The 24,944-nt window shown below is 60.2% G+C and carries 24 protein-coding genes and 1 pseudogene; 2 read left to right on the top strand and 23 right to left on the bottom strand.

The window, feature by feature from the left end; translation table 11 throughout:
• Positions 1–84: 84 nt before the first annotated feature.
• Together rho and fsa are read right to left on the bottom strand one after the other, a co-directional pair.
• The gene (rho, locus tag OIM11_04315) at positions 85–2,025 is read right to left on the bottom strand and encodes a transcription termination factor Rho (protein ID HJJ00356.1); all 1,941 of its coding nucleotides are present in this window, start codon (positions 2,023–2,025) and stop codon (positions 85–87) included.
• Entirely contained in the window at positions 2,022–2,684 is a 663-nt protein-coding gene (gene fsa / locus OIM11_04310) for a fructose-6-phosphate aldolase (protein HJJ00355.1), read from the bottom strand. Before fsa ends, rho begins: the two co-directional genes overlap by 4 nt.
• Positions 2,685–2,916: 232 nt before the next feature.
• Here fsa and OIM11_04305 point away from each other — a divergent pair, with 232 nt between their 5' ends.
• Together OIM11_04305 and OIM11_04300 are read left to right on the top strand one after the other, a co-directional pair.
• Complete coding sequence (locus OIM11_04305) at positions 2,917–3,693, top strand: 16S rRNA (uracil(1498)-N(3))-methyltransferase (GenBank protein ID HJJ00354.1); 777 nt, start codon at positions 2,917–2,919, stop codon at positions 3,691–3,693.
• A gap of 51 nt (positions 3,694–3,744) precedes the next feature.
• The gene (locus tag OIM11_04300; protein ID HJJ00353.1) at positions 3,745–4,983 is read left to right on the top strand and encodes a MiaB/RimO family radical SAM methylthiotransferase; all 1,239 of its coding nucleotides are present in this window, start codon (positions 3,745–3,747) and stop codon (positions 4,981–4,983) included.
• Positions 4,984–5,076: 93 nt separating this feature from the next.
• Here OIM11_04300 and atpC read toward each other — a convergent pair whose 3' ends face one another.
• The 21 genes and pseudogenes from atpC to accB all read right to left on the bottom strand — a co-directional run bounded on the left by atpC (position 5,077) and on the right by accB (position 24,812).
• The gene (gene atpC / locus OIM11_04295; protein ID HJJ00352.1) at positions 5,077–5,475 is read right to left on the bottom strand and encodes an ATP synthase F1 subunit epsilon; all 399 of its coding nucleotides are present in this window, start codon (positions 5,473–5,475) and stop codon (positions 5,077–5,079) included.
• Between the two features lie 20 nt (positions 5,476–5,495).
• Positions 5,496–6,924 (bottom strand): annotated as a pseudogene (gene atpD / locus OIM11_04290) (F0F1 ATP synthase subunit beta).
• Between the two features lie 3 nt (positions 6,925–6,927).
• The gene (atpG, locus tag OIM11_04285) at positions 6,928–7,818 is read right to left on the bottom strand and encodes an ATP synthase F1 subunit gamma (protein HJJ00351.1); all 891 of its coding nucleotides are present in this window, start codon (positions 7,816–7,818) and stop codon (positions 6,928–6,930) included.
• A gap of 10 nt (positions 7,819–7,828) precedes the next feature.
• Positions 7,829–9,397 carry a F0F1 ATP synthase subunit alpha gene (gene atpA / locus OIM11_04280; GenBank protein HJJ00350.1) on the bottom strand — a complete coding sequence of 523 codons (1,569 nt, stop codon included), beginning with the start codon at positions 9,395–9,397 and terminating at the stop codon, positions 7,829–7,831.
• Positions 9,398–9,967, bottom strand: coding sequence for an ATP synthase F1 subunit delta (gene atpH, locus OIM11_04275; protein ID HJJ00349.1), 570 nt, complete (start codon positions 9,965–9,967; stop codon positions 9,398–9,400).
• A complete protein-coding gene (gene atpF / locus OIM11_04270; protein HJJ00348.1) occupies positions 9,960–10,574 on the bottom strand; it encodes a F0F1 ATP synthase subunit B in 615 nt (204 codons plus the stop codon). The genes atpH and atpF overlap by 8 nt, the downstream gene beginning before the upstream one ends.
• Before the next feature lie 42 nt (positions 10,575–10,616).
• Positions 10,617–10,835, bottom strand: coding sequence for an ATP synthase F0 subunit C (gene atpE, locus OIM11_04265; protein ID HJJ00347.1), 219 nt, complete (start codon positions 10,833–10,835; stop codon positions 10,617–10,619).
• Between the two features lie 94 nt (positions 10,836–10,929).
• Positions 10,930–11,730, bottom strand: coding sequence for a F0F1 ATP synthase subunit A (atpB, locus tag OIM11_04260; GenBank protein HJJ00346.1), 801 nt, complete (start codon positions 11,728–11,730; stop codon positions 10,930–10,932).
• A gap of 482 nt (positions 11,731–12,212) precedes the next feature.
• Positions 12,213–12,665: a cytidine/deoxycytidylate deaminase family protein gene (locus OIM11_04255; GenBank protein HJJ00345.1), complete on the bottom strand. Its 453-nt coding sequence runs from the start codon at positions 12,663–12,665 to the stop codon at positions 12,213–12,215.
• 25 nt (positions 12,666–12,690) lie between these two features.
• Complete coding sequence (locus tag OIM11_04250) at positions 12,691–13,944, bottom strand: serine hydroxymethyltransferase (protein HJJ00344.1); 1,254 nt, start codon at positions 13,942–13,944, stop codon at positions 12,691–12,693.
• A 13-nt stretch (positions 13,945–13,957) separates the two neighbouring features.
• Positions 13,958–14,401: a ribose 5-phosphate isomerase B gene (rpiB, locus tag OIM11_04245; GenBank protein HJJ00343.1), complete on the bottom strand. Its 444-nt coding sequence runs from the start codon at positions 14,399–14,401 to the stop codon at positions 13,958–13,960.
• 225 nt (positions 14,402–14,626) lie between these two features.
• Positions 14,627–15,244, bottom strand: coding sequence for an L-threonylcarbamoyladenylate synthase (locus OIM11_04240; GenBank protein HJJ00342.1), 618 nt, complete (start codon positions 15,242–15,244; stop codon positions 14,627–14,629).
• On the bottom strand, positions 15,244–16,866 hold the full coding sequence (recN, locus tag OIM11_04235) for a DNA repair protein RecN (protein ID HJJ00341.1): 1,623 nt from the start codon (positions 16,864–16,866) through the stop codon (positions 15,244–15,246). Before recN ends, OIM11_04240 begins: the two co-directional genes overlap by 1 nt.
• A gap of 11 nt (positions 16,867–16,877) precedes the next feature.
• The gene (locus tag OIM11_04230; protein ID HJJ00340.1) at positions 16,878–17,723 is read right to left on the bottom strand and encodes an NAD(+)/NADH kinase; all 846 of its coding nucleotides are present in this window, start codon (positions 17,721–17,723) and stop codon (positions 16,878–16,880) included.
• The gene (locus OIM11_04225; protein ID HJJ00339.1) at positions 17,720–18,541 is read right to left on the bottom strand and encodes a TlyA family RNA methyltransferase; all 822 of its coding nucleotides are present in this window, start codon (positions 18,539–18,541) and stop codon (positions 17,720–17,722) included. Before OIM11_04225 ends, OIM11_04230 begins: the two co-directional genes overlap by 4 nt.
• Before the next feature lie 9 nt (positions 18,542–18,550).
• Entirely contained in the window at positions 18,551–20,422 is a 1,872-nt protein-coding gene (gene dxs / locus OIM11_04220; protein HJJ00338.1) for a 1-deoxy-D-xylulose-5-phosphate synthase, read from the bottom strand.
• A gap of 20 nt (positions 20,423–20,442) precedes the next feature.
• Positions 20,443–20,685 carry an exodeoxyribonuclease VII small subunit gene (gene xseB, locus OIM11_04215; GenBank protein ID HJJ00337.1) on the bottom strand — a complete coding sequence of 81 codons (243 nt, stop codon included), beginning with the start codon at positions 20,683–20,685 and terminating at the stop codon, positions 20,443–20,445.
• Between the two features lie 2 nt (positions 20,686–20,687).
• The gene (gene nusB, locus OIM11_04210; GenBank protein ID HJJ00336.1) at positions 20,688–21,209 is read right to left on the bottom strand and encodes a transcription antitermination factor NusB; all 522 of its coding nucleotides are present in this window, start codon (positions 21,207–21,209) and stop codon (positions 20,688–20,690) included.
• 7 nt (positions 21,210–21,216) lie between these two features.
• Positions 21,217–21,585: an Asp23/Gls24 family envelope stress response protein gene (locus tag OIM11_04205; GenBank protein HJJ00335.1), complete on the bottom strand. Its 369-nt coding sequence runs from the start codon at positions 21,583–21,585 to the stop codon at positions 21,217–21,219.
• Positions 21,582–22,937 carry an acetyl-CoA carboxylase biotin carboxylase subunit gene (accC, locus tag OIM11_04200; protein ID HJJ00334.1) on the bottom strand — a complete coding sequence of 452 codons (1,356 nt, stop codon included), beginning with the start codon at positions 22,935–22,937 and terminating at the stop codon, positions 21,582–21,584. Before accC ends, OIM11_04205 begins: the two co-directional genes overlap by 4 nt.
• A gap of 18 nt (positions 22,938–22,955) precedes the next feature.
• Positions 22,956–24,812 (bottom strand): acetyl-CoA carboxylase biotin carboxyl carrier protein, encoded by a 1,857-nt coding sequence (gene accB / locus OIM11_04195; GenBank protein HJJ00333.1) that lies wholly within the window; start codon positions 24,810–24,812, stop codon positions 22,956–22,958.
• Positions 24,813–24,944 lie beyond the last annotated feature (132 nt).

Here is a 24,944-nt window from a genome sequence, read left to right as displayed (position 1 = left end):
CTACGATAGTCTCTCGGAGCAGGAAGAAACGCCCCGGCTCACAATGAGCCGGGGCGTCACCATCGCATATGCATAAGAAACAGCCTAGAGACTCTGTGCCGCCTTGGATGCCTTGCGAGCCGACTTGATGAGGAATTCGCGATTGGTCTCGGTCGCCTTGAGCGACGAAACGAGCATCTTCATCGCGCGCTCGGTGTTGTTCATGTTGGCGAGCAGGCTGCGCACGCCCCAGATGAGGGGAGCCTCCTGCGGGTCGATGAGTAGCTCCTCCTTGCGCGTGCCAGACGTGACCGGGTCGATGGCGGGGAAAACGCGCTTATCTGCCAGGGCGCGGTCGAGCTTGAGCTCCATGTTGCCCGTGCCCTTGAACTCCTCGAAGATGACCTCGTCCATCTTCGAACCCGTATCCACCAGAGCGGTGCCCAGGATGGTGAGCGAGCCGCCATCCTCGATGTTGCGGGCCGCGCCAAGGAACTTCTTGGGCGGATACAGCGCCGTGGAATCGACGCCGCCGGAAAGAATGCGACCGGAAGCCGGCTGGCCGAGGTTGTACGCACGCGCCAGGCGCGTGATGGAGTCGAGCAGAATGACGACATCCTGACCGTTCTCGACAAGGCGCTTGGCACGCTCGATCACAAGCTCGGCCACGGCGATGTGGTTCTCGCAGGGCATGTCGAAGGTCGAGGAAATGACCTCGCCGTTGATGCTACGCTCCATGTCGGTGACTTCCTCGGGGCGCTCGTCGACAAGCAGGCACATGAGGTGCACCTCGGGATTGTTGGCGCTGATGGCAGCCGCGATGTCCTTGAGGACGGTCGTCTTGCCGGCCTTGGGCGGCGAGACGATGAGGCCACGTTGACCCTTGCCGATGGGGGCGACCAGGTCAATGGAACGTGCGGTGAGCGTGTCTTTGCCATGTTCCATGAAGAGGCGCTCGTCGGGATAGACAGGCGTGAGGTTCGCGAACTTCACGCGATGCGTGGGGCCCTCGAACGGCTCGTCATTGAGGGTGACGATCGTGTTGAGTGCCGGGTACTTCTCGTTCTCGCGCGGCGGGCGCACGCGACCGGTGATGTAGTCGCCCTTGCGCAGACCCTGGCGTCGCACGGTGCTCACGCCGACGTAGACATCATGCTCGCCGGGCAGGTAACCGTTGGTGCGGATGAAGCCGTAGCCATCGGGCAGCAAATCGAGTATGCCCTCGACCATGACGAAGCCCTCGGCCTGGAGCAGCGCATCGTAGACCGCGGATACGAGATCGTCGCGCTCACCGTACTCGCTCGCGTCAACGCCGAGCTCGATGGCCTTGGCCGTGAGCGCATCGTCATCGAGCAACGCGAGCTCATCGCGCGTCGCCGACGGAACGATCTCCTTGCGCTGGTGGTTGTTGCGACTACGGCGATTGCGACGCCTATTGCGCTTACCCTCGCGCTGCTCACCGGCCTCGCCGTCATCAGCGCCTTCGGCGCTTGGCGCATCGGGCGTGGAGCCACCTTCGGCTTCGGAACCCGCCTGTGCAGACGCGTCAGCCTTATCCTGGGACGCAGCCTCCTCGCTCGCGGTTTCCGCATCGGCCGCCTTGGTATCTTCGGCTTTTGTGGCTTCAACAGGCTTATCCGTATCTTCGGTCTTCTCGACCTCGGCCTCAACGGGCTTCTCGGCATCCTCGGCCTTTTTGGATGTCCTGCGCTTACGCACGGGCTTCTTCTCGGGTACAGCCTCGGGAGCCTCATCTGCAACCGGAAGCTCGGGCACGTCGACGAGAGAGAGCTGCTCCTCGGCAACGGGAGCTGCCGAGGTTTCCTCGGCTTTCTTCGCCGCGGTCTTACGCGTTGCCGTCTTGCGCGTCGTGGTCTTCTTGGCAGCCGTCGTTGTCTTCTTGGCTGCAGCCGCCGTCTTCTTGGCTGTAGCGCTCTTTGACGCCGTTGCCTTAGCCGCCGTCTTGGTAGCGGGCTTGCGCGTGGTCTTCTTTGCCGCAGGCTTCTCCTCGGTTGCCTCGGCGGGGACTACGGTCTCTTCACTCATGCGTTCTTAACCTTTTCCCAGTCGGCCTTGAACTTCTCGAGGCCCTGCTCGGTGAGCGGATGATAGATACATTGCTTCATCGCACCGTAGGGAACGGTCGCGATGTCTGCGCCCATAAGAGCTGCCTGCGTCACATGATTGGCGGAGCGCACAGACGCGGCGATGATCTCGACCGGATGGCCGAAATCGTAGTTTTGGATAGCCGTCACGATATCATCAAGCTGGCCAAGGCCATCCTCGGCAATATCATCGAAGCGTCCGACGAAGGGACTAATGTAGCGTGCACCAGCGCGTGCGGCAAGCAGAGCCTGGGGCACGGTGAACACGAGCGTCATGTTAACGTCGATGCCCTCCTCGGCAAGCACGCGCGTCGCAGCAAGACCCTCGACGCAGACGGGAATCTTGACAACCATGTTATCGGCAAGCGCCGCAAGCGTGCGGCCCTGTTCGATCATGCCATCGCGATCCTCGGCGGTGACCTCGCCACTCACGGGACCATCGACAAGCTTGCAAATCTTGACAAGGTGGTTCTCGAAGTCCTCAAGCTTGCCACCAATACGGGCATAGAGGCTCGGGTTGGTGGTGACACCGGCGAGGGCTCCCCACGATGCAACCTCTTCGATTTCGGACAGGTCGGCAGTATCCAGGAAAAACTTCACTGTGGCTCCTTCGTACATTGATTGTCTTCACCGTTCGTGAACCTGAGCAGGGGTATGCAAGGAACGAAATTTCAAACGGGGATTGACTGTGAAAAGGAAAGTCGAGACGCTTGCCGCGCCTTTTGACTGTGCCACTATAGCATGACCTGAAAACCGCTACAATACACCTGTTTAGATAGCCAAGGTACTAATCAGCGAGTGTCTTTCGCACGCGTCCCAATGGGAGATGTACATGTCCATACCTCGTTTTTTCATGGAAGGCGAATTGCCCGAAGGCGATATCGTCACCCTCCCCTTCTCCGATAAGGAGCTCCATCACCTCACCGTACGCCGCATCAAGGAGGGCGAGCACATCGCCGCTGTCGCCGCTGGCGGCAAGTGCTGGGAGGTCGAAATCGTCACGATTGACGAGTTCGAGGTAACGGGTCGCTGCATCCAAAACATGCCGCTCGAGAAATTGCCCGACCTTACGCTCGTGCAGGGCATCTCCAAGGGCGACCGCATGGGACAGACCATCCGTCAGACAACCGAGCTCGGCATCGGTCGCATCATCCCCTTCCTCTCCGCACGCACGGTCGTGCGTCTCGCGCTTGACGAGCGCGGTCGCAAGGGGGATCGCTGGCGCCGCATCGCGCTTTCCGCTGCCAAGCAGTCGGGGCGCAACATCCTGCCCATCGTCGACGACCCGACGGGCCTCGATGATATCTGCCGCGAGCTCATGGACTACGACCGCGTCGTCATTGCCTGGGAGGAAGCCGACAAGCGTGCTGACGGCACACCATTGTCTGTCACCGATGCGCTCGAAGGCTGCGACATCGATAGCCATGTCGCGCTCGTCATCGGTCCCGAAGGCGGTCTTACCGCCGAGGAGGTCGAGGCGATCAAGGCTCTGGGAAGCTTTGTCAAAATCGTCTCGCTCGGCGAGCTTATCTTGCGCACCGAGACTGCCGGTACCGTTGCCACAGCCCTGTGCATGTACACACTCGGTGGCCTCGGCAACCATCGCTAGAGACATCAGCACCATACCAAGAACGCGAGGGCTCCCATTCCGCGCTTTCACATCCATACCCTGGGCTGCAAGGTCAATCAGGCCGAGTCCGAGACCATAGCCGCCGCGTTATTGAGCGCTGGATGGACGCGCGCCGAAACCGCCGATACAAGTGACGTCAACATTCTCAATACCTGCACGGTCACGGGCGAGGCGGATACCAAGAACCGCAAGGCAATTCGCTCGTTACTTCGCGTAGGAGACATGCCGCTCATCGTGACGGGATGTGCCATCAACATCGATGACAATGCATATGGTGGAATCGACGCCCGCATAAGCTGTGAGGCAGACAAGTGCAAGGTGCCGAGCCTTGCGGCACGTCTTCTTGGTAACGCAGAGCCCTCTCGTCTCGACGAGCTCGAGCATATCGAGCTTCGAGCTCATGGCAGCTACGGTTTCAGGACGCGTTTCGACCTCAAAATTCAGGATGGCTGCGATAATGCGTGCAGCTATTGCATCGTCCACATTGCTCGTGGGCCAGCGCGCTCGATACCTGCAGCCACGGTGCTCCATCAGGCTCAAGAACTTGCCAACAGAGGCGTGCGCGAGCTGGTACTCGTTGGCATCGACCTCGCCGCATACGCCGACGGTGACACTGACCTCGCACGTCTGAGCTCGCTGCTCCTCACGCAAAGCACGATAGGACGCGTCCGCATATCCTCGGTCGAGCCCCAAAGCGTTACGCCTTCGCTCGTCAATGTGCTGGCGCGCTCCGACGGGCGTCTCTGCCGCCACCTGCACCTCTGCTTGCAGTCAGGCTCCTCCAAGGTGCTGCGCGAGATGAACCGCCACTATGACGCTGATGCATTTGCATCACTTGTCACGCAGCTACGTACTGCAATACCGCAGTGCGCCCTCTCAACCGACGTCATCGTCGGTTTTCCCGGCGAAAGCGATGAGGACTTCGAGCAGACATGCGAGCTTGTCGAGAACTGCGGCTTCATGCGATTGCATGTCTTTCGTTACTCGAAGCGTCCGGGCACACCAGCAGCCGCGCGCATCGACCAGATTGACGCCCGCGTGAAGGCCATGCGCTCCCAGAAGCTCATCGAACTTGGCCAGCGCCTTGCGCTCGCAGACATGGAGCGTCGCATAGGCACGAATGAGCAGGTGATTATCGAGCGACCAGGAATCGGCACGAGCGAGTCCTACCACACCGTGGCCTGTGACCCGAGCTTGCCCGTCGGAGAACTCGTCCCCCTCACGTTTACCGACATCGACATCGCGAAAATGCGCTTCGTTGCACAATAGCGTGCGCAAGCAAGCCATCGCAAATCCACACGCAAACGCAAGAGGGGCCGCCCATGGCGGCCCCTCGCATAAGTGGAAACTTGCTCGCTGGCACTACTTGGTTTGCTCGAGAAGAACCTGGTTCCACTTGACCTCGTCTTCGATGAACGCACGATTAGGATCGTCATCCTTAAGGTCGGCCATCTTCTCCTTGAGGTCGTCAATATGGACCTTGATGGCAGTCTCATCGAGCTCTTGCAGGGCGGCCGCGTGATCGGCGAGCACGATGACGCGATTCGCCTCAATCTGTGCATATCCACCGGCCACAATGTAGCGTACGGGCTCCTGACCCTCTGTCTCGGTCACGCGCACGGTACCGGCCTTGAGCGTAGTCACGACGGGCTCGTGCTTGGAGTAGATGCCCATCTCGCCCTCGGAAGCGGGTATTACCACGAAATTGACTTCGTCGGAATACAGTTTGCTTTCGGGAGTGACGATTTCACATTGCAGCATGGTTTGATTGCACCCTTTCTTTAAGCGAGTTCCTTGGCGGCCTCGAGGACTTCCTCGATGTCACCCTTGTTACGGAACGCCTGCTCGGGAACGTCGTCCATCTCGCCGTCAATGATCATCTTGAACGAGCGAACCGTATCCTCGACCTTGACGTACTTACCGTCGATGCCAGTGAACTGCTTGGCAACATGGAACGGCTGGCCCAGGAACTGCTGCACCTTACGGGCACGAGCGACGACCAGCTTCTGGTCTTCGGAAAGCTCGTCCATACCAAGGATGGCGATGATGTCCTGAAGGTCCGAATAGGCCTGGAGGATCTCCTGCACCTGCACGGCGACACGATAGTGCTCGTCGCCCACAACAGAAGGATCGAGGGCGCGGCTCGTGGAAGCCAGCGGGTCAACGGCCGGGGTAGATGCCGAGCTCGGCAATGGAGCGCGACAGAACCGTCGTCGCATCAAGGTGGATGAACGCGGTGGCGGGAGCCGGGTCGGTCAGGTCGTCAGCGGGAACGTAGACGGCCTGGACGGAGGTGATGGCGCCCGTGGCGGTCGAGGTGATGCGCTCCTGCAGGTCGCCCATCTCGGTGGCCAGCGTGGGCTGATAACCGACTGCAGACGGCATACGACCGAGCAATGCGGAAACCTCGGAACCAGCCTGGGTAAAGCGGAAGATGTTGTCGATGAACAGCAGAACGTCCTGACCCTGGTCGCGGAAGTACTCGGCAACCGTCAGGCCCGCCAGACCGACGCGCAGACGCGCTCCGGGAGGCTCGTTCATCTGACCGTACACAAGGCAGGTCTTGTTGATAACGCCCGACTCGCTCATCTCGAGGTAGAGGTCCGTACCCTCACGGGTGCGCTCACCGACGCCCGTGAACACCGACGTGCCGTTGTGCTCCTGGGCGAGGTTGTTGATGAGCTCCATGATGAGAACCGTCTTGCCGACGCCTGCACCACCGAACAGGCCGGTCTTGCCACCACGAATGTAGGGCTCGAGGAGGTCGATGACCTTGATGCCGGTCTCGAAGGTCTCGGTCTTGGTCGTCAGCTCGTCAAAGGAGGGAGCCGGACGGTGAATCGGATAGGTCTGGTCGATCTTGGGCATCGGCTTGCCATCGACCGGCTGGCCGATGACGTTCCAAATGCGGCCGAGGGTCTCGTTGCCGACGGGCATCTGGATAGGTGCGCCGGTATCGACGACCTCGGTATCACGCTGCAAGCCATCCGTACTGGTCATGGCGACCGTACGAACCATGTTGCCCTCGAGGTGCATCTGGACCTCGAGCACGGTGGAAACGTGACCGACTGGAGTATCGGCATCCACCGTGAGCGCGTTGTAGATCGCAGGGATGGAATCAGCCGCAAACTCGCAGTCTACGACAGCACCAACGATGCGAACGATGCGTCCAACGTTCTTCATAGTTGTGTCCTTATCATTACTCGTCATTCTCTAATCCTCCAAAGCGGCAGCGCCACCGACGATTTCGGTAATCTCAGTGGTGATGGCACCTTGGCGCACGCGGTTGTACAGACGATCCAGCGTCTCGATCATCTCGGTCGCGTTGTCGGTCGCGGACTTCATCGCCTTGCGGCGAGCGCCCTGCTCGGCAGCGGCTGAATCGATAAGCGCGTGATAGACCACCGTCTCGACATAGGCCGGGAGGAGGCGGTCAAGTACTTCTTCTGACGAAGGCTCGAAGCTCGTGTCGGCAGCGATTTCCGCCTCGCCGTTTTCGTCTTCGTTTGCCTTCAGCGCATCGGCCTGGACAGGCAGGATAACCTCTTGGCGCAAGTCCTGATCAGCGGCGTTGCGGGCGTGATTGTAGAAAATCACGACCTCGTCGACCGCATGGTCGAGAAAACTGCTGCGCACGTACGAGGAAATCTCGCGTGCCTCCTGAAGCGTGGGATCCGCGGACATGTCACGAAACACCATGAGTGGTTCGAGTCTGCGGTAGTGGAAGTAGCTTGCGCCCTTCTTACCGCAGACTATGACATTGGTCTTGATGCCGGCAGCGGTGTTATCCGCACGGTACTTGTCAACCATGCGAAAGACGTTGCTGTTGAAACCACCGGCAAGTCCGCGATCGGAAACCACGACGATTGCAATCGCGTTCTTCTTTTCCGGATGCTCCTCCAGGAGTGGATGCTCGACGGAAAGCGAATGAGCAGCCACACCGGAAAGAGTCTTGACCATGGCTTCGGAATACGGGGTAGCCGCGGCGATGCGCTCAGTCGCATGGCGAATCTTGGCAGTGGCGACCATTTCCATGGTGCGCGTAATCTGCTTCGTGCTCTCGACCGAGAGCTTACGCCTCTTGATATCGCGTTGACTGGGCATGCGCTAACCTCTATTTCTTCGCAATGATGAAGCTCTGCTTGAAGGTCGTGATGGCCTCGAGGAGCTCCTCTTTGATCTGATCGGTCAGCTGCTTCTCGGTCGCGATCTTATCCTTGAGGTCCTTGCGAACCGTGTGCATGTACTGCACGAGATCATCGCGGAAGCGCAGCGTGTCGGAGACGGGCATGCCATCGAGGAAGCCCTGATCACCAGCGAAAATCGCGACAACCTGGTCCTCGACATCCATGGCAGCGTAACGGCCCTGCTTGAGAAGCTCGGTCATGCGAGCACCACGGGAGAGCTGCTGCTGCGTCGCCTTGTCCAAGTCGCTACCGAACTGCGAGAACGCCTGCAGCTCGCGGTATGCGGCGAGGTCAAGACGCAGCGTACCGGCAACCTGCTTCATTGCCTTGATCTGCGCGGAACCGCCGACGCGGGAAACCGAGATACCGACGTTGACGGCCGGGCGCTGGCCCTGCATGAACAGGTCCTGCTGCAGGAAGATCTGGCCATCGGTAATGGAGATGACGTTGGTCGGAATGTATGCCGAGACGTCACCGCCCTGGGTCTCGATGATCGGCAGCGCCGTAAGTGAACCGGCACCGTTCTTGTCGTTGAGCTTGACGGCGCGCTCCAGCAGACGGGAGTGCAGGTAGAAGACGTCGCCAGGATAGGCCTCGCGTCCCGGCGGACGGCGCAGCGTCAGCGACATCTGGCGATATGCGACGGCCTGCTTGGAAAGGTCGTCGTAGACGCAGAGCACGTGACGGCCAGGGTTGGTGGCGCTTGCGGGCTGGCCATCCTCGCCGTTGTACATGAAGTACTCGCCCATTGCGGCACCCGCCATGGGAGCGATGTACTGCAGCGGTGCGGACGTGGATGCGGGAGCGGAGACGATGATCGTGTAATCCAAGGCACCATGGCTCTCGAGGGCCTCGACCACGGTCGCGACCGTGGAGGCCTTCTGGCCGATGGCGACATAGATGCAGATCATGCCCTTGCCCTTTTGGTTGATGATTGTGTCGATGCCGATGGACGTCTTGCCCGTCTGGCGATCGCCAATGATCAGCTCGCGCTGGCCGCGTCCGATGGGGATCATCGCGTCAATGGCGATGAGACCGGTCTGGACGGGCTCGTGGACGGGCTGGCGCTCGATGACGCCCGGGGCGCGGAACTCGACGGGGCGATAGCCCTCGGCCTCGATGGGGCCCTTGCCGTCCAGCGGAATGCCAAGCGGGTTCACGACGCGGCCGAGCAGGCTCTTGCCGCAGGGAACCTCGACGACGCGGCCCGTGGTGTGGACCTCGTCGTTCTCCTTGATCAAGGTGTAGTCGCCCAGGAGAACGGCGCCTACTTCGTCTTCTTCAAGGTTCTGGGCGAGACCATAGACAGTCGTGCCGTCATGGGCGACGAACTCGAGGAGCTCGCCGGCCATTGCGCTTTTCAGACCGTTGACGCGCGCAATGCCGTCGCCAATCTGAATGACATGACCAAACTCACGAGTCTCGACGCTGGTCTGCAGAGAAGCAAGCTTCTCACGCAGAATCTGATCGATGTCGCTCGCGGTGATTTCCGCCATTTACCTTTCACCTCCAGTCATTGCTGAAGAGAGCTCGGCACGGACCATCTCGATCCGCGTAGCAGTGCAACAATCGACACGCCTTCCATTTGCTCTCACGTTCGTACCGCCAAGCAGCCAGGCATCGACATGCTCGCGCAGGACGATTTCCTTGCCAAATTGGGCGGAAAATTTACTTTTAAACTTCTCTCGCAGCTCGTCGTCAAGCGGGATGACGGTCGCGACGTCGACAATGACGACATCGTACTTGTCCTGCACCATATTGTCGTAGCGCTCGGCCACACGGGGAAGAAGCGTGATGTCATGGCGCGAGGCCATGAAGATGACGAACTGGATGAGCTCGATATCAAACTCCTTGAAAACCTCGTGCATGACCGTCGCACGCGTATTCTCGTCGATGGAGTCGTTCGCAAGCACTTCCCTGAGACCGGGATGCATGTTGACGACCTTCTTCATCTCCTCGAGCTGTGCGGAAATCGAGTATACGTCGTTTTTGGACTCGCCAAGTTCGAGCAAGACCTCGGCGTACGCTTCGATTTCCTTCTTGATGAGCAGGCGATTCTTAGGCATTGAGCGTACCTATCTCTTCGATGCTCTTCTCGATGAGCCTGCGATGATCCGCATCGGTGAAGTCCTCCTGCACGACGCGTGTCATGGCAGCACATGCGATGTCAGCGACGGATGCCTGAAGCTCGGCGATGGCGGCGTTCTTCTCGGCCTGCATCGCCTCGCGAGACTTGGCGATGATCTTCTCGGCTTCCTCCTGGGCCTTGGCAGTGGTGGCAGCGCGTTGCGCCTCAGCCTGCTGCTTGGCCTCGGAGATGATCGTAGCCGCTTCCTGACGGGCCTCGATGAGCTTGTCCTGGTACTCGGCAAGCACACGCTCGGCCTCGATACGAGCTTGCTCGGACTTCTCGAGTGCTTCGCGAATGGTGGTTTCGCGCTTCTCGAGAATGCCGTTGAACATGGGCCATCCGAACTTGGCGAGAATCGCAAGCAGGATGAGGAAGGCGACGAGCATCGGGATGAATTCATCCATTGCCGGCAGAATCGCCGAAATGCCCGCGGTCTCCTTCTCGGCCGCAAATGCAAGCGTGGGGGCTGCGAAAGCCATGGCACTCGCGAGCGCGCATGCGGCAGTGCCGCGAGTGGCAATTTTCTTGACTTGTGCTTTCACTGATCCCTCCCTAGGCATTGTTTCCAACGTAACGAAACCTGACTAGGCAAGGAAGAAGAGCACGAAGCCGATAAGTGCAAGGGCCTCTGCAAGTGCCGCACCAATGATGAAGTTGGTGAAGAGGCGACCTGCGAGCTCGGGCTGACGGGCGGAGCCGACGCAGCAGCCGTAGCAAGCAATACCGATGCCGATGCCTGGGCCGATGGCGCCAAGACCGTAGCCGACAACCTTGAGGGCGGCGATGATGAGGGTAGTTTCCACTTGTTCCTCCTTAAGTGACGACCTGCACGGCCTTCTCCGTGCAAGCCTAACTTCCTATGAACCAGTCGGGCACGGTACCCGACCGAGAACCAAATTAGTGCGATTCGGAAACCGCAAGACCGACGTAAACGGCCGTAAGTATCGAGAACACGTATGCCTGCAGGAACGCGACGAGGCACTCCATGGCATACATGACGATAAGCAAGAGAACCCATGCAATGGCAGGCAGGCCGATGACGAAGTTCATAGCCTCGATGCTGCACTGCAGGAAGATGGTGGTCATAAGGGCGAAGATGCCAAGAATCATGTGGCCGGCGAACATGTTGCCGTAAAGTCGGACGGCAAGGGTAAGCCAACGCAGCACGAGCGAGATGAACTCGAAGAGCCAGATGATGGGAACCATCACGACGGGCAGACCAGACGGGGCGATGGACTTGATATAGCCAAGACCGCCCTTGCTCTTGATGCCCTGCCAGTTGAAGTAGATGAAGGCGACCGTTGCAAGCGCCCACGTCACGGAAAGCGAACCCGTGGGAGTCTTGCAACCCGGGATGAGTCCGATGACGTTTGAGATGAGAATGAAGAAGAAGAAGGTGAGGATGACGGGCATGAACTTCTGATAGCCCTTGCCGATTGCGTTCTCGCCCATGTTGACGCAAATGCGCTCATAGCCCCATTCGACCATATTGGCGAACTTGTTGGTGGGGATGATGCTCAGACGTTTGCCGGCAAGAATGACGACGAGCGCGGTAAGCACCATCGAGATGATCATCCAGAAGATGTACTGCGTGAGGCCGACCTCGCCGCCTCCACTAATAAGGTACATCGAATCGAACGAGTGTTGCAGTTCCTCGAGAGGCTCTCCTTGAAGTACCTCTAACGGATTGATATCCACTTTCGCCCTCTCCGTTCTACTTACGTATAGCTTTCGCTATTCCATAACCGAGCGCCGCGACAACAAGTGTGCAGGCCTCTGCCAAAGCAAAGGGCACGACACTCGATCGAGCCACGACAACGCAAATGACTGTCGCCAAAGCGAGGACCACAAACGAGCCTCCGACGGCCAGCAATACCGGAGTGAGGTACCCGGCAGCCGATTGCTGCGCATCCATTCGCTTCGCGCTGCGAACTCCAGCCCACATGGGAACCAAGCTTACCAAACCCGCGAGAATGCCCGCGATGATCGCTATCGCCATGTAGCTAGTTCTCCCCAAAGACAGCACTCACACAAAACACTCCAAAGTATAATGGCGGCCGCAGTACTTCATAGTGGCAATCCCAGTGAACTGCCGCTATTTCAGGCGAACGGCATGCGTAAGTTAGCTTTGGCAAAAACCTAAGGTCACGAACTCGCGATCATGAAACGACCGTACGGCGTCAGTCCTCGAATCTTCGGACGACGATTCCCGACTCGTCCAGAAGCTCACGCGCGAGGTCATCGGGATAGCCTTCCGCATAGACAATCTCCGTGATGCCCGCGTTGATGAGCATCTTGGTGCATTGCGTGCAGGGCTGCGTCGTGCAGTAGAGCGTGGCGCCTTCGATGGAAACGCCGTAACGCGCGGCTTGAATGATGGCGTTTTGCTCGGCATGAATGCCACGGCAGAGCTCATGCTGCTGCCCGGACGGGATACCGAGCTTCTCGCGCAGGCATCCGATGTCGAGGCAATGCGCAAGCCCCGTCGGTCCGCCGTTGTAACCGCTGGCGATGATGCGCTTGTCGTGCACGAGTATGGCACCGACGGCGCGACGCAGGCAGGTCGAGCGCGTGGCGACCCGCTTCGTGATATCCATGAAATACTCGTCCCAGCTCGGGCGCGTATCAGCCATGCGTCTTCCTCCTACTATCTATTTACTAAGCAATCTCAGGATACAGGGGGTGCTTCTCGAGCATGTCGTGCACCTCGCCCGCTACCTTGTCGAGAACGGTTTGATTATCCCGGTTGAAGATAACCTGGGCGATGAAGCCGCCGATGGCACGAGCTTCGTTGGCATCAAAGCCGCGCGAGGTAATCGTCGCGCTGCCTACGCGCACGCCGCTCGTGATGCTGCTCGGCAGCGGATCATTGGGGATGGCGTTCTTGTTGGTCGTGATGCCGAGCGGCTCGAGCAGCTCCTCGGCCTCCTTGCCGGTGATGCCGGCAGGCGTGAGGTCGACGAGGCAGAGGTGATTGTCGGTGCCGCCCGAAACGAGACGCAGACCACCTTCGACGAGGCCCTCGCCCAGGGCGGCGGCGTTCTCGACGACGGCATGCGCGTAGTCGGAGAATTCCGGACGGGCAGCCTCGCCAAAGGCGACGGCCTTGGCGGCGATGACGTGCATGAGCGGACCGCCCTGCCAACCGGGGAACACGGCCTTGTTGTACTTCTCGTAAATCTCCTCGTTGTTCGTGACCATGAAGCCACCGCGCGGACCGCGCAAGGTCTTGTGCGAGGTCGAGGTAACGATGTCGGCATGAGGCACCGGCGAGGGATGCGCACCGCCGGCAACGAGACCCGCGATATGCGCCATGTCGACCATAAGATAGGCACCCACCTCATGGGCGATGTCGGCAAATGCCTCGAAGTCGATGATGCGCGGATAAGCCGACGCACCGGCAACGATAAGATCAGGCTTGACCTCCTGGGCAATGGCGCGAACCTCGTCCATGTCGATGCGTTCGGTCTCGGGATTCAAGCCGTAGGAGTGGGCGTCGTAGAAGCGACCCGAGAGCGAGAACTTGGCACCATGCGAAAGATGACCGCCCGCCGGAAGCGACATGCCCAGAATGGTGGCACCCGGGTCGAGCAGCGCAAAATAGGCTGCCGAGTTGGCGCAGACGCCCGAATGCGGCTGGACGTTGGCGTATGCCGCATCGAACACCTCGCAAGCGCGGTTGCGCGCGATGGTCTCGATGGTATCGACATTGGCACAACCACCGTAATAGCGCTTGCCGGGATAGCCTTCGGCATACTTGTTGGTAAGGATCGTGCCCATCGTTTCGATGACCGGCAGCGAGGGAATGTTCTCGGATGCAATCAGCTCGAGCGTGTTGCGCTGGCGCGTCAGCTCGTCGTTGATGGCGGCGGAAATCTCGGGGTCTGCTTGGGCAAGTAACTCGTTATTCATGGGCGAAGTTCTCCTACTCTTCGGTTTCGATGGTCATGATCTTCTCGACTCTGCGGGCATGCCTATCACCCGAAAACTCGGTACCGAGGAAGGTTTCAAGAATTGCCTTGTTGTCCTCGAGGGACGTGAAACGTCCCGAAAGCGTTGCAATGTTCGCGTTGTTATGCTCGCGCGAAAGCTTGGCGAACTCGGTGGACGTAAGATTGGCGGCACGAATACCATGCACTTTGTTGGCGGCAATCATCATGCCGATACCCGTACCGCAGACGAGCACGCCGTAATCATCATCGCCCTGTGCCACGGCACGGGCGGCACGTTTGGCGTAATCGGGATAGTCGACGCTTTCCTCGCTATCGCAGCCGAAGTCATCAACCGTGAAGCCAAGATCCTCGAGCCACGGCTTAAGCGCTTCCTTCTGCTCGAAGCCGCCATGGTCCGATGCCAAGGCGATACGCAGTTGTGCCATTGTCATGCCCTCTCGTCGCTATGTGCAAATCAGTCAAGAGAGGTACCGCATTTTCGAGCTTGCTCTCGCACCCGATGAGCGATTGTCGCGAAGCCGCTGCGGAACTCGCACGCAAAGACCGCGTGCTCAGACAGTCCTCGCAAGACCGCTTCGCGAAAATCGCTCATCTGCTCCAGATGCTCGAAAATGCGGTACGTCCCCACTAGTGATGCCGTTTTACTCGTGGCTTGTAAGTGTAGCACCGAAGGCAGCTACATCGAGTAGGACTTGCTCGGGTATCGGCCCTTCACGCAGTATCTTCGGATAAGGGCCCGTGCAATCCACGATCGTTGACGCGCGGCCAACGCAACACACTTCGGGTAGAGAGTCGCCACCAGGCAACTCGCGCATGGATGCGGGGACATCCGTCAGGCGCGAGGGCGCGGGTTCGCCATGGACATTCGCGCTCGTGCAGGCGAGCGGGGCATCGAGCTCTGCGAGGAGCGCGAGCAGCTCGGGCGCATCAGGGCTGCGCAGCGCGATAGTCCCATCGTCTGCGACGTCACCAAGTTCGCGCGCGGCACTCGAGGCACGCACGACGAGGGTGAGCGCACCAGGCCAGAACATCTGGGCCAGACGACGGGCATAGGCTGGAACGTCGTCTGCGAGCGCATCGAGCACGTGGACATCATGCACGAGCCAGGGCAGCACCTGATCGGCGGGACGCTCCTTGAGTTCGAAGATGCTCGCGTATCCCATAGAGCCGGGAAGAGCCGCAAGGCCGTAGACGGTATCGGTCGCGACGATCACGGCTTGTCCATCGCGTAGCGCCCGAGAAAGCGTGGAGGCCGTCATCAGCGCGTCCCTTCGAGCAGGGAGCGTGCATGGTCGAGCGCACGCTCGTCATCGTCTCCCGAGAGCATGCGGGCAATCTCCGTCACGCGCGCCTCGCCCACGACGGGCTCGACGCTCGTATGCGGCATCCCGTCAGCGCCATTCTGCTTGCTCACCACATAGTGCTCGTCGGCCAGTGCGGCAACCTGCGCCAAATGCGTGACGACGATGACCTGCGCGTCTTTCGAAAGCGCCGCGAGCCTGCGTGCCACGGCATTACCCGTGGCACCTCCAATGCCGGAATCGACCTCGTCAAAGACGATGGTCGAGCGTGACGCACCGGTATCGGAAGAATCGTAGTGCAGGCACTCGAGCGCAAGCAGGATGCGCGAGAGCTCGCCACCAGATGCGATGCGACGCAACGGACGGGGTTTAGACGCCGGGGCGGGTTGGTAGAGAAGCTCGACCTGCTCGCTACCAGCTTCACCCCAACGCTCGAAGGGTAGCTCGTCAAACGAGAACTCGAAGCTCGCCCCCTCCATCGCAAGCTCGCTTACGGTCTTTGCGAGCTGCTCGCAGAAGCTCTGCGCTGCCTCGTGTCGCGCAGCGCTAAGTGCTGCGGCGGCCTGACGATATGCGTCTTGCGCCTGAGCGAGGAATGCACGTGCCCGCTCCATGCGTTCGGGCGAGTCCTGGGCTTGTTCAAGCGAGCGCTTCGCCGCCTCCCAGGTGACGAAAACCTGGTCCATGCCAGGGCCAAAGCGTTTCATAAGGCCATTGAGCTTATCGAGACGATCAAGCGTCTCCTCGAGCCTGCTCGGATCCGTGTCGATGCCCTGCGCATACGCGCTTAGGTCACGGGTGAGGTCCTCGAGCTCCTGCATCTGGACGTCAAGTCGACCAATGAGCTCATCGAGATCCTCATCGATTCCCTGTTGCCGCATGAGCTCCGAAGTCGCCCGAGCAATGAGGTCGAGGGCGCCATCGTCATCATGCAGCGCGGCGCAGGCACCTTGCAAAGCCTGAGCGAGCTGGTCTGCATGCTGCAGACGCGGCAATTGCTCCTCAAGCTCCTCGAGCTCACCTGCCTGCGGATTGACCTTCTCGATCTGCTCGCAGGTGAAGCGCATGAACTCGAGCTCCTGCTCGTTTTTGCCTTGAGCCTGTTCGAGCTCGTCAAGAGTGGCCCGCGCCTGCTGGTAGGCCGTGCGAGCCTCGGCGTAGCGAGCACAGAGCTCGTCATCTTGCGCCCACGCATCGAGATAGGCGAGCTGGCGAGCCGGCTCCAGGAGAAGCACCTGCTCATGTTGCCCGTGCACTTCGATCGACGACGTGAGTACGGCAAGCTCGCCAACGGTGGCCATTGCTCCGTCAATCGTACAACGGCTACGCCCGGCGACACTCAGACGCCGACGAACGATATGCTCGTCTTCATCGACGATGCGTGCTTCGGCAAGCGCCTCCTCGGCACCATCACGCACCACCGAATTGTCGGCACGCGCACCACATATGAGCTTGAGGGCCGCGAGAAGCGCCGTCTTACCCGCACCCGTCTCGCCCGTGAGAACGGTCAAACCCGGTGCGAAGGCTATGGTCGCGTCCTCGATGAGGGCGATATTGGATACATGGAGCTCGTCGAGCATGCGCCCCTCCCCTATTCTCGCTCGGGCATGTCCGGATGCGGACCACCGAAGAAGACGCGCGAGACATTGCGGAAGAAGGCGTCGCCACCGCGTGCCAGGAGCAAGTCACGCTCTCCGCGGCGCACCTCTATCGAGGAGGGCTGGTCGACATCGATCATGACCCCATCTACGAACACCGACGCATCGCGCGAACGCGTCGTATCCATGATGACCTCGAGCACATCCGAAGGCGCGAGCACAATGGCACGGGTGTTGAGCGCATGGGGCGCAACCGGCACGACGACAAGACCCGTATAGGCCGGAGACACGATGGGGCCACCAGCCGAGAGCGCGTAGCCCGTCGATCCTGTGGGCGTGGCAACCACCAGGCCATCGGCCTTGAGCTGCGCAATGGTGATTCCGTTGATGCCGTAGCGATACTCGACCACGCGCCCGCTACGACCGCGTGTATAGGCAATCTCATTGAGAGCGGTCGCGTTGATGACCTGGCCGTCAGCCTGCTCTATCGTGATGTCGGCTGTCGAGCGATGCTCGAAGACCATGTCACCAGCCAGGGCGTTCGTGACGAGCTCGACATCATCGCGTGCCGGATTGCCGGAAAGAAACGAGAGGGTGCCGTAATTGAGAGCAAGCATGGGCACGGGAGCAAAATCGACAAGACGTGCGGCACGCAGGAAGGTGCCGTCGCCACCCATGCAAACGACAAGCGCGAGCTCGTCGACGGGGACAGACAGCTGGTCAGGCGCCTTGGAGTCCTGGACGAGGGCATCGATGCCGGATATGACAAGGCGCGAAGCGAGATAGTGGGCCGCGGTACCAACCTCGTCCACGTTGCTTGGCACGATCAGAACCTTCACGATTCACCTTTCAGCTTGGCATGCGCCTCTGCGACGACACGCTCGATTTCATCGAAGCACATACTACCCTCTCGCGGGGAATCGCATGGCCGGGATTTCGCCCAAAAGAGAAACTCGATATTACCCGCAGGGCCCGTGACGGGTGAATACGTGAGACCGCAGACCTCGAATCCGCAGGCACGCGCGCTCTCGAAAACCGCCTCGATGCAGCGAGCGTGTGCCTGGGGATCGTGTACGACGCCCCCTTCTCCAACGTCTTCCTTGGATGCCTCGAATTGCGGTTTGATAAGCGAGACGAAGCAACCCTGGGGCTTCAGGAACGCGGCGACATCGCTCATGACAGACGCAAGGCTGATGAACGAAAGGTCGGCAACAACCAGATCGAAAGGACCGTCTATGTCGGCAGCACTCACGTTGCGGATGTTCGTACGCTCGAAAAGGCTCACACGTGGGTCGTTGCGCAAACGCCAGTCGAATTGTCCCACGCCCACATCGACTGCGCTCACACGCGCAGCACCTCGCTGGAGCAGGCAGTCGGTAAAACCGCCACTCGAAGCGCCTAAGTCAGCACATGCAAGGCCCCCGACCTCAAGGCCGAAGGTATCGAGGGCCTGTTGGAGTTTGAGACCACCGCGCGACACGAAGCCACCACGCCGCTTATCGTCTTTAAGACGCAAGGCAACATCGGGCTTCACGCTCATGCCGGCACTCGTGGCGCGATGCTCACCCACCACGACCTCGCCAGCCATGACATACGCCTGAGCATCATGCAGATCACGCGCGAGCCCGCGCTCTACGAGAAGCTCGTCAAGTCGCATGGGTAACCTCTAGGATTGATACGCTGCGAGCACCTCGGCGCTGATGCTTTCCGCATCGAGTCCGAGCACTTCAAAGAGCTTGTCGACCGGACCTTGGGTCACGAAGGTGTCGGGGATGCCGAAGCGCCTGACCGGACAACTCTCACCCATATCGGAAAGCAGCTCGAGCACGCCCGAACCGAATCCTCCCGTGATGACGCCATCCTCGAGCGTGAAGATATGGCCCGTATGGGCGGCATCACGCAACGCGTCGGCATCAATGGGCTTGGCCCAGCGCATGTCCCAGATGGAAAGCTCGACTCCCTGATGCGCGGCTACCTCGGCAACCTCGCACGCGACATCGACCATGCGACCCAAGGCGAGTAACGCCCCGTCGGCACCGTCCCTGACCTTGGCGGCATGGCCCTCCTGCCACGGCTCGCATACACCTGGAGCGACGGGGGCGCTGCCGCGCGGATAGCGAATGGCCACGGGCCCTTCGAGCGCCATGGCGCAGCGCAGCGCCATGCGCAGCTCCTCATCGCTGGAAGGGGCGAGGATGCGCATGTTGGGAATCATACGCAGGTAGACAAGGTCGAAAACACCATGATGCGTAGGGCCATCATCACCCACGAGCCCCGCTCGATCAAGACAGAAGACGACATGGGCCTTCTGTAGACCGACATTGACGATAGCTTGGTCAATGGCGCGCTGCATGAAAGTCGAGTAGATGGCGACGACGGGCTTCTTGCCTGCAAGCGCAAGCGAACTTGCCATGCCAACGGCATGTTCCTCGGCTATGCCGACATCAAAAAAGCGCTCGGGGTAGGCCTTCGCGAAAGCGGAAAGTCCCGTACCGCTCGCCATCGCCGCCGTGATGGCGACGATTGACGGGTCATCCTCGGCAAGCTTGATGAGCTCGTCGGAGAAGACCTGCGTCCAGGTAGGATTCGCGTTCGATTTGGGCTTGGGCGTACCCGACGCGATATCGAAGGGGGCGACGCCGTGGAAGAGCGCAGGGTTCTTTTCGGCGGGACCATAGCCCTTGCCCTTCATCGTCACCGCATGGATGACAACGGGGCCCTCGAGCGCCTTGGCATCACGGAGGATCTCCTCAAGCGTCTGGATGTCGTGTCCGTCCACCGGGCCGATATACGTGACGCCGAAGCCCTCGAGAAAGGTCGCGCCGGGAAGCACGAATTGCTTGAATGACTCCTTCGCGGCGTTGCCGCCACGCATGAGCAGGCGTCCCAGCGTACCACTCGCGTTGAAGGCGTCCTCGACATGGTTGCGCAGCTGCGTGTACTGATCCGACATGCGCACCTTGGCAAGATAGGTCGAAAAGCCACCGACATTGGGCGAGATGGACATGCCGTTATCGTTGAGCACGATCAGAAGCGGCGTATTGGCACGACCGATGTCGTTGAGCGCCTCAAGTGCCATGCCGCCCGTAAACGAGGCATCGCCGATGAGCGCGGCGATGGTCGCATCCGATCCGTCAAGGTCACGTGCAAGGGCATAGCCAAGCGCCGTCGAGAGCGAATCGGATGCATGGCCCGAATCGTGGGCATCGTATGCGCTTTCGGTAATCTTGGGAAATCCGGAAATGCCCTCATACGTGCGCAAGGTCTTGAACTGCTTGCGCCGCCCCGTCAAGAGCTTGTGGGCGTACGCTTGATGGCCGACGTCGAAAACGAGACGGTCACGGGGGCAGTCAAGCACGCGATGAAGCGCGATGATGAGCTCGACGCTACCAAGCGATGGCGCAAGGTGTCCGCCATGCAGCGACGTCGCCGCTATCATCTCGGCGCGCAGCTCGAAGGCCAGACGATTAAGCTGCTCATAGCTTAGATCAGCGAGGTCAGCGGGCGACTCTATCGTATCCAGAATCTTCTCAGTCAAATCCTGTCCGATCTTCGATGTTAGATCGTAATCTCGGGACCCTCTTCTTGACCAGCTTCGACGACCTCGTTGGCCTCGGCAATCTCGGCCGCCGTGTAATCGGGCTTGTCGATGAGCTCGGCACAGCGATTGCCAAGCCTGATAGCCTCCTCGTAAAGGTCGAGGCTCTTCTCGAGGGAGACGTCCTTGCTACGCACTTCGGAGACAATCTCATCGAGCCGCGCTCGGACCTCGCCGAATGTTTCCTTGGAACTCTCTGACATCGTCATACCTCATCTATCGAAGCTTGCGGCTCGAGCGCATTCGCATCGAGCTGAGCGGCATCCTCGCCGCAGACCTCGCTCGCGATGCGTCCCAAGACGCCGTTCACGAACTTCGGTGACTCGTCGGTCCCGAAGGCCTTTGCCAACTCGACGGCCTCGTTGATGGCGACGCCCGTGGGAATCTCATCGCAATGGAGAATCTCATAGGTGGCAATGCGGATGATGTTGCGATCGACGATGGGCATGCGCTCGAGCGTCCAGTTCTCGGCTGTCGACCCGATGCGCTCGTCGAGCTCGTCGATATGACCGGCAATGCCGTTGACTAACGTCGAGGCATAGGCAACGAGATCGACGCCCACGAGGTCGGCATCGCTTACGCCCTGAGGACACTCGGGAACGAGCAAGAGCTCGGTCTCGTTACCGTCGGCAACCTGATCGAGCGGAAGACCCATGAGCTCACCGGTGTAGAGCAGCTGCAATGCCTCGCGGCGGGCAGCCGTGTGTTCATGCCGAAGTGCGGCCATGGCTCGCCTACGCCTCGAAAGAGAGCGCGTCTACGTGCACGTCGACAGACGTCACCGTGACGCCAATCTGGGCAGCGAGCGCATCGACGATGGCCTTGCGTACGTTCTCGGCGATCTCGACGAGGCGGTAGCCGTAATACGCTTGAATGGAGATGGTCACGGCGACTTGCTTATCGCCAAGCGGCTCGATGCGTATACCGTTGGTGGGGATGGCATTGCCCGCATTGAAGGCCGAGCGGATGGTCGAGATGGCACCGGCAGTGCCCACACCGGCAACGCCGGGGACCTCCGCCGCGGCAAGCGAGATGATTGTCTCGACAACACCGGGAGCAATGGTGATGCCATCAATCACGTAGCCTTGGTCGATTTCCTTCACAGCTGTCCCCCATTCGTTTCGGTTTCGATGAAATCCGTGTACACCATACCTGAGTTAAACGTCGCGTTGTCGAGCACGCGGCGATGGAAGGGTATCGTCGTGGCGACACCCTCGATGACGAACTCGTCAAGGGCGCGCTTGCCACGTGCAATGGCCTCCTCGCGCGTGTCACCCCATACGATGAGCTTTGCCATGAGCGAATCATAGGTGGGAGGAATCGCGTCACCGGTGCGCAGGTGCGTGTCGACGCGCACACCTGGACCACCCGGCATGTCGAAGCGCGTGATGGTACCCGGGCAGGGACGGAAATCATGCGCCGGATCTTCCGCATTGATGCGAAACTCGATGGCGCAGGCCTTCGGCGACATCGGTGCGAGGTCCGCACAGGTGATGGGGTCACCCGAAGCGACGATGAGCTGCTGCTTGATGATATCGACACCGGTGATCTGCTCGGAAACCGGATGCTCGACCTGGACGCGCGTGTTCATCTCCATGAAGTAGAAGCTGCCATCCGTATCGAGCAGGAACTCGATGGTGCCGGCGTTGACATAGCCCACGCCGCGCACCGCCTTGAGCGCGGCCTCGCCCATCGCCTGGCGCGTTTCCTCGTCGATGACGGGACAGGGCGCCTCCTCGATGAGCTTCTGGTGACGGCGTTGAATCGAGCAATCGCGCTCGCAGAGGTGCATGGCGTTGCCATGCGTATCGGCGATGATCTGAATCTCCACATGACGCGGACGGCGGATGAGCTTCTCGAGATAGACCTCGTCGTTGCCGAAGGCGTTGGCCGCCTCGGTACGCGCGGCGACGAACATCTTCTCGAGCTCGTCGTCGTCATTGGCCTCGCGCATGCCCTTGCCGCCGCCGCCAGCCGATGCCTTGATAAGCACGGGATAGCCGACTTCGTGGGCAAACGCACGTGCTTCCTCGACGGTATCGACGGGGCCGTCGCTACCGGGCACGGTGGGAACGCCAAGCTCCTTCATCGTCGCCTTGGCCGCCGCCTTGTTGCCGAGCGAATCGATGCACTCGGGTGACGGGCCGATGAAGATGATGTCGTTATCGGCACAGGCACGGGCGAAATCGGCGTTCTCCGAAAGGAAGCCGTAGCCCGGATGGATGGCCTGCGCGCCGGTGATCTTGGCAGCCGCGATGATATTGGGGATGTTGAGGTACGAGAGCGCGGATGGCGCCGGACCGATGCAGACGCTCTCGTCTGCCATCTCGACAGCGCGCGTGTCCTTATCGGCCTCCGAATACACGACGACGCACTTGATGCCGAGCTCATGTGCGGCACGCACGACGCGTAGGGCGATTTCGCCACGATTGGCGATGAGAATCTTGTCAAGCATTCGCGATCCGGGCCTTTCCTACTCGGCGGTGGGCTCGACGTAGAACATGACGGTGCCGAACTCGACGGGCGCGGCATTGTCGATGCAGACCTCGCGCACGACGCACGCCTCCTCGGCGGCGATCTCGTTCATGAGCTTCATGGCCTCAACGATGCACAGCGTCTCGCCTGCGCCGACCGTTGCGCCCTCCGTCACGAAGGGATCGGCGTCGGGCGAAGGCGCGGCGTAGAAGGTGCCGACCATCGGGGCGGTAACGGGCTTCCAGCTCGCCGGTCGCGTCGAAGCGGCAGCGGGTGCGGGAGCCTCCGCCGCAGCAGGCGCCGAAGCGGCCTGGGGCATGACGGGGGCCGGGGCGTAGGCAGCAGGCTGCATGCCCGGGGTGCGAATGGTGACCTTGGCGCCGGCTTCCTCGACGGTGATCTCTCCGACTCCGGACTCCTCGACGAGCTTCACGAGGTCACGAATCTGTGCGATGTCCACGTAGTCCTCCTCCTTGGTGATGCTCACGGCATCGTTCATTAAGAAGTTTGTATTCTCGATCTTGCGCTGTTTCTCGAGGAACTGGCGTGCCTCGTTGGGGAACATGGCGTACATGAGGACGTCTTCCTCGCTCTTGGCGAGATCCCCGAGTTCTTCGGCAAGCTCGTCGTAGGTCGTCGTGACAAGCGAGCCCGGGGCAACGTCCGGGGCGAGCGGTTGCTCGTCGCCGAGCACGGCTTTCTGGATCGCGGGATCGATCTTGCCGGGTGCCTTGCCGTAGTAACCGGCGATGTAGTCCTTCATCTCCTTGGAGATGACCGACCAGCGCTTGCCGGTGAGCACGTTGAAAACAGACTGCGTGCCGACGATCTGCGACATGGGCGTGACAAGCGGCGGATAGCCGACCTCGGCGCGTACGCGGGGAATCTCCTTGAGAACCTCGTCCATGCGATTGGACGCCTTCTGAATCTCGAGCTGGCTCACGAGGTTGCTCATCATGCCACCAGGAACCTGATGGCTGTAGACGCGCATATGCGAAAGCGTGGAAATGCCGCGCTTAAAGCCCTTCTTGATGCGCATTTCCTCCCAGTAATCCGAAATCTCGAAGAGGAGGTCAAGGTCGAGGCCCGTATCGTATTCGGACTCCTTGAGCGCAGCGACGATCATCTCGACGGCCGGCTGGGAGTTGCCGAAAGCGAGCGGTGCGGATGCGGTGTCGACAATCGAGGCACCGGCCTCGGCAGCCTTGATGTAGTTGGCCGGGGCCATGCCACCCACGTAGTGACAATGCACGTGAACGGGCAGGCCCACCTCTTGGTTGAGGGCGTTGACCAGGCGCTCCGTACGATACGGCGTGAGCATGCCCGCCATGTCCTTGATGCAAATGGACTTGGCGCCAAGCGCCTTGAGCTCGGAGGCATACTCGATGTAGGAATCAAGCGTATGCACCGGGCTCATGGTGTAGCTGATGGCGCCCTCGAAATGGGCACCGCACTCGTTGAGCGCCTCGGCGCTGTCGATGACATTGCGGATATCGTTAAGTGCGTCGAAGACGCGGAAGACATCGATGCCGTTACGATGGGCGGCCTTGATGAAGCGATTGACGATATCACGTGAATAGTGATGATAGCCGATGAGGTTCTGTCCGCGCGTGAGCATCTGCAACGGCGTGTTGGGACAGTGTTGCTTGACGACGCGCAAACGATCCCAGGGATTCTCGTCGAGGAAGCGCAGACAGGTATCGAATGTCGCACCGCCCCACATCTCAATGGACCAATACCCAACTTGATCGAGTTTTGACAGGATGGGGAGCATGTCGCCCGTCTCCATGCGCGTCGCCCACAGTGACTGGTGGGCATCACGCAAGGTCGTGTCCATGATGTGCAAAGGTTTCACGTATCGCCTCCTTTTCTCAAGTTGCATGGGCTCGCATGAGCCCAGGTTTAGCTATAGAGCCTTTGATTATATACGAAGCAGCAGCGCTTGTGCGCATGGATGGGGCGCAGATGACATGGAAGGGGTTGAGCC

Source organism: Coriobacteriaceae bacterium (assembly GCA_025992705.1).
GTDB lineage: Bacteria > Actinomycetota > Coriobacteriia > Coriobacteriales > QAMH01 > QAMH01.
This window is presented reverse-complemented; position numbering and strand designations above follow the sequence as displayed.

What these genes read in the sequence shown, in the direction of transcription:
- atpH (HJJ00349.1), bottom strand. Translation starts at nt 9,967, where the DNA reads ATGCCTAAGAATCGCCTGCTCATCAAGAAGGAAATCGAAGCGTACGCC.
- atpG (HJJ00351.1), bottom strand. Translation starts at nt 7,818, where the DNA reads ATGCCCAGTCAACGCGATATCAAGAGGCGTAAGCTCTCGGTCGAGAGC.
- OIM11_04305 (HJJ00354.1), top strand. Translation starts at nt 2,917, where the DNA reads ATGTCCATACCTCGTTTTTTCATGGAAGGCGAATTGCCCGAAGGCGAT.
- accC (HJJ00334.1), bottom strand. Translation starts at nt 22,937, where the DNA reads ATGCTTGACAAGATTCTCATCGCCAATCGTGGCGAAATCGCCCTACGC.
- nusB (HJJ00336.1), bottom strand. Translation starts at nt 21,209, where the DNA reads ATGGCCGCACTTCGGCATGAACACACGGCTGCCCGCCGCGAGGCATTG.
- recN (HJJ00341.1), bottom strand. Translation starts at nt 16,866, where the DNA reads ATGCTCGACGAGCTCCATGTATCCAATATCGCCCTCATCGAGGACGCG.
- OIM11_04255 (HJJ00345.1), bottom strand. Translation starts at nt 12,665, where the DNA reads ATGGCTGATACGCGCCCGAGCTGGGACGAGTATTTCATGGATATCACG.
- OIM11_04225 (HJJ00339.1), bottom strand. Translation starts at nt 18,541, where the DNA reads ATGCGACTTGACGAGCTTCTCGTAGAGCGCGGGCTCGCGCGTGATCTG.
- atpC (HJJ00352.1), bottom strand. Translation starts at nt 5,475, where the DNA reads ATGCTGCAATGTGAAATCGTCACTCCCGAAAGCAAACTGTATTCCGAC.
- xseB (HJJ00337.1), bottom strand. Translation starts at nt 20,685, where the DNA reads ATGTCAGAGAGTTCCAAGGAAACATTCGGCGAGGTCCGAGCGCGGCTC.
- atpA (HJJ00350.1), bottom strand. Translation starts at nt 9,397, where the DNA reads ATGGCGGAAATCACCGCGAGCGACATCGATCAGATTCTGCGTGAGAAG.
- OIM11_04250 (HJJ00344.1), bottom strand. Translation starts at nt 13,944, where the DNA reads ATGAATAACGAGTTACTTGCCCAAGCAGACCCCGAGATTTCCGCCGCC.
- rho (HJJ00356.1), bottom strand. Translation starts at nt 2,025, where the DNA reads ATGAGTGAAGAGACCGTAGTCCCCGCCGAGGCAACCGAGGAGAAGCCT.
- OIM11_04240 (HJJ00342.1), bottom strand. Translation starts at nt 15,244, where the DNA reads ATGACGGCCTCCACGCTTTCTCGGGCGCTACGCGATGGACAAGCCGTG.